This window comes from Micrococcus sp. 116 (assembly GCF_902506395.1).
In the GTDB taxonomy this organism is placed as follows: domain Bacteria; phylum Actinomycetota; class Actinomycetes; order Actinomycetales; family Micrococcaceae; genus Micrococcus; species Micrococcus luteus.
Genome location: NZ_LR732386.1, coordinates 1 through 3,979, shown reverse-complemented (window position 1 = coordinate 3,979; position 3,979 = coordinate 1). Strand labels below are relative to the sequence as shown.

The 3,979-nt window shown below is 65.3% G+C and carries 4 protein-coding genes and 1 pseudogene; 3 read left to right on the top strand and 2 right to left on the bottom strand.

Annotated features, from left to right (window positions below; genetic code table 11):
* Positions 1 to 1,122: 1,122 nt before the first annotated feature.
* The 3 genes from CITRIK5_RS12065 (at position 1,123) to CITRIK5_RS12060 (ending at position 2,959) form a co-directional block, all read left to right on the top strand.
* Positions 1,123 to 1,359, top strand: a complete 237-nt coding sequence (locus tag CITRIK5_RS12065) for a hypothetical protein (protein ID WP_159833877.1) — start codon at positions 1,123 to 1,125, stop codon at positions 1,357 to 1,359.
* 154 nt (positions 1,360 to 1,513) lie between these two features.
* A complete protein-coding gene (locus CITRIK5_RS12350; RefSeq protein WP_255477388.1) occupies positions 1,514 to 1,642 on the top strand; it encodes a hypothetical protein in 129 nt (42 codons plus the stop codon).
* Between the two features lie 105 nt (positions 1,643 to 1,747).
* On the top strand, positions 1,748 to 2,959 hold the full coding sequence (locus CITRIK5_RS12060; protein WP_201294469.1) for a hypothetical protein: 1,212 nt from the start codon (positions 1,748 to 1,750) through the stop codon (positions 2,957 to 2,959).
* 88 nt (positions 2,960 to 3,047) lie between these two features.
* On the opposite strand, the pseudogene CITRIK5_RS12305 reads toward CITRIK5_RS12060, so the two are convergent.
* Positions 3,048 to 3,194, bottom strand: a pseudogene (locus CITRIK5_RS12305) (IS3 family transposase); the annotation flags it as partial.
* Between the two features lie 265 nt (positions 3,195 to 3,459).
* A complete protein-coding gene (locus tag CITRIK5_RS12050) occupies positions 3,460 to 3,951 on the bottom strand; it encodes a hypothetical protein (protein ID WP_159833871.1) in 492 nt (163 codons plus the stop codon).
* Between the last annotated feature and the right edge of the window lie 28 nt (positions 3,952 to 3,979).

Genomic DNA, 3,979 nt, shown 5'->3' with positions numbered 1-3,979 from the left:
ATCCCAGGGTGTGCGCTGACGCGCACCCCGCCCCGCTGGCGCGGGGCCGGCTCGCTCCGCTCGCCCGCGCGCTCCGCGCGCGCTGCCCCACCCGTTGGGTGCATCCCTCACCTGAGCAGCCGGCCCGGCGCTGACGCGCGGGCCTCAAGTCGGCTCTACCCCAGGCCACGACGGGGTGGGCGCGGGCGCTAACACTCCCCCGAGCCCGAACGGGCCGCACAAGCCCACCCTCCGCCAGAACGCCCTACAGCCCCTCACGCGCGCACCGCCGAACCGGCACGGTGCCCACCGGCTCCGAGAACGGCCCGCAGATGGCCACGCAGCCCACGCGCGGCCCCCGGCGCAGCGGCAGGGCGGGCAGCGCGCCATGGGGCGCGTGCGGGCGGGCGGCCCCGACGACAGCAGAGCGGCATTATTTGGCCGCCTTTTACCGGATTCAATCGGCCTTCATGGTGTGTATTGTATGAACCCCTTCTGATTTGCTTTTCTGTCCCTCCTTTGGTATACTTGAGAGGTCGGGCAATCCCCGGCGCATCCCCGCGAAACAGGCCGCTGGGCATCACATAGAGAGGTAATGAATAATGATTCATGGCAGAGTACGTGGCCGCTGCAGCGGCCTGACACGTGCACATCACAACCGCTACGAAACAAGAAGAGGCTCCCGTGAGAGACCGTTAGGCACGCACCGCCCACCCCCCTGGAAGAGGTGGCTCAGACGCATCAAGAACCATCCGTTAGCCGCTATCATTAGCGCACTGGGGGTTCTTATCTTCATAACCGACACCGTCGCAGCAGCTACGAAAGTCGCTGAGTGGCTCCATGCAGTCCCCTGGGATGCCATTGCTTCCCTCATATACGAGCTCGGACCTTCCCTTGTGGAAATACTGATTTGGATCGCTTTACTCCTTTGATTAGGAGACAATGCAAGAGCCCCCTGGAGGATCTTCCTCCAGGGGGCTCTTGCATCCTCGCCCTTCATAGCCTGTGGTTAGACACATCAGCGGCGGTTGCCGCTGACCCAGCAGGGCCCACGAGGGGCTCCGCACCCCCGTCCAAGGAGGACATCATGAAGACCCTCAGCACCTCTTCCCCTTCGGTGTCGCCGACTACGCGGCCCGCGCTTTGCGCAAGATCCCCACGGACTCGATCGTGGCCGTCGGCATGATCAGCACGCGCCTGGGCGCGGTCACGCGCGTGGACGATCTCGCCCCCGCCGAGGTGCTGGGTGCGCTCCTGACCGAGTCCCTCCAGGACAGCGGCCACGAGCGGGCCATCCTGATCGGCTACGGCCCCGCGGACGGCGCGTCCGTCCAGTACCAGACCGTCACTCCGGCGGACACCGACGAGTTAGCCCCCTGATCGACGCTGCCCGCGAGCGCCCGGGGACTTCCCCACGGACATCCGCAAGCTAAGGCGCGGCGTCTCGGGGCTTCTGCGTGATCGTACGGAACGATCCGGCCCCGTCGCGTCGTCACTGTTGATGAACCCACCCAACGAGGAACGGAGATGCACAGTGGATGCGATCGTCGAAATCAGCCGAACCGTGCAAGCCGCCCTGGAGGGCTGGTCCCAGACCACCCGCCTGATCCTGATCATCGCCGCGATCACCGCGGCTATCGTCATCATCAGCCGCGTCATCTGAGACCAACCCGGCAGTACAAGTTCCCATTGCCCGGCCTCACACGAACGACTCCACAGTCCACGGAACGAATGGCGCCGCATCCGTCGTAACCGAGGTATGACAACGATGAATGAGCGTGACACCCCCCGCGATCCCAACCTGGCCGGCAAGGACGAAGTCAGCGAGCGCTACCTGCAGAATGAGGAGCTTTCCACTCCCGAGTGGTACCCGGCGTTGACCAACCTCTCCGCCGGCTTCGCGTACTCTCGCACGCTGCAGGCTCAAGACCCGGACCTGCCCGAGTACGTCACCGTCATCCAGCACGGGATGCGAGATCAACTCGCCATGGCGCAGTGGAACATGCTGTGGGAAGCCGCCCAGTTCCGCCGTCGGATGTTCGATCACGACGACCTGCCCTACTGGCTGGCCCAGATCGCCGAACAGGGAGACCGCAACGTCATCTTCGTTCCCCGTACCCACACCCGCTACTACGAGTTCGCACCCCTCTATCACCTGCTGCCCAAGACGACTCTCGAGAAGTACGGGCTACCTGTTCTCGCGCGAGGACTTTGGCCCGACCTGATGGGCCGCCCTGGTATCGAGCGCCTCCTGCCCGCTGATACCCCTGAGCGGCTTGCCAAAGCGTGGGCCGGAGCCATCTGGTCACACCTGATGCCTAGCTCCAGGATGCTCGGCTTCACCAAGAACGACCCCGTCCACCTGCTCTCCCACAACCTCGACTTCTGGATCCCGCCAGTTACCCAGGTCATCCAGGAGCGGCTCAAGGATCTTCCCCAGGGCCCGCTTGGTGAGACTGCCGTCGATCAACCAGCCGTGCTCGAGAACGGCTCCATCCTCGAAGGTGTCCGCATCACCCGTCCTCGCATAGGGTCCGAGATATGGACCGGCGAGGAGGACGCCGCGCAAGCCCGAGCAGAAGTTGTCGAGGCCGCCGACCGTACCGGCAACTTGCGCGCCATCCTCGATGCAGTGAAGTCCCATCGCATCGAAGACGACTTCTCCGACTACTGGACCTACGCCCGTGAAGACTTCGAACGCAAGCTCCACCATAAAAGAGCCAAGGCGAAGGTCACCTTCGTAGAGGTCCCTAAGGAGAGCCCAGTCCAGGGCCCGGAAACGGATGTCATAGGCAACATGGTGTGCAACGACTTCCTGGCACTCCTGGACCCTAAGGACCGCCACATTGTGATCCTGCTCAGCAGCGGGTACACCCAGCTCACCGAGATCGCCGAGATCATGGGTTACGCCAACCACAGCCCCGTCAGCAAACGACTGGCCCGCATACGGGAGATGGCAGAGAAAATACTCCTCGGGTGAGGAAACGGCGCAGGAATCACGTTGCCATCCGGCATGACTGCCTTTTTTGGCGTGTTGGGTCTGCCGTGAGTTTGGTTGACACGAGTTGTCAGGCGGGGGCAGCCGCCTGGACTGGTTGAACCATCTTGAACTCGACGGGGGTGAGCCTCCCGAGACGGGCCTGCCTACGAGGCCGGTGATAGGTCCGCTCGATCCAGCTCACGATCGCGAGCCAGAGCTGGGCGAAGCGCTGCCAGCTCGTGAGCTCATCCACGATCTCGGCGCCGGGCATACGGTCCAGGGTCGGCAGTCTCTGGAGGTGGCCGGCGCCGATCGCGCCGGTCAGCCCGAGGCCGACCGCGCCCGCGAGCGCGGCAGTGATCCATCGTCGGATGTTCATGTCTCCTGACTAGGTGGTGTGTCTGAGGGTGGGATGACAGAGCGGCCCCCGATCCATGGGATCGGGGGCCGCTCGGACCCGGGCGGGGTGTCCTCAGTCTCCCATGCGGGGCTGGTGGCGGTCAGGAGGCCGGCTGGAGCCTTCCGCGCTGGCGCAGCCACTGTTCGACGGCGTCGCGGCGGCGCAGCTCCTGCCCGCCGATCTTCTGGACGGGGGCGGGGAAGTCGGCCTGGCGGGCGAGGTTGAAGACCTGCTGGCGGGTGACACCGGCGAGCTTGCCGATCTCGGTGGTGCCCACGAGTTCGGGGATCACCGAGTGGGCCAGCTGGCGGTCGCGTTCGGCTTCGGTGCGGATCTCCAGCGCGGTGATGGCGTCCACCTGGGCCAGCTCGAGGCCGTAGACGACCGCGCGGGCGCGTGTGGCCGCGGAGACGGCGTTGGGGGCCTGCACGGTCATGGACAGCTCCAGGCGGGCGCCGTTGTCCGCGAGCGCGGCGACGGCGTAGACGTGGGCGAGCTGTTCGGTGATCGTCAGGGCGTCGTCGCCGTCGAGGGGCGCGCTCAGGGTGCAGGTGGCGTCGATGTACCAGTCCTGATCGGTGATGGTGGTCATGGGGGATTCCTCCGGTGGTGGTGGGAGT

Excerpts from the sequence above, each read along its gene's own strand:
- CITRIK5_RS12060 (WP_201294469.1), top strand. The coding sequence starts at position 1,748 with ATGAATGAGCGTGACACCCCCCGCGATCCCAACCTGGCCGGCAAGGAC.
- CITRIK5_RS12050 (WP_159833871.1), bottom strand. The coding sequence starts at position 3,951 with ATGACCACCATCACCGATCAGGACTGGTACATCGACGCCACCTGCACC.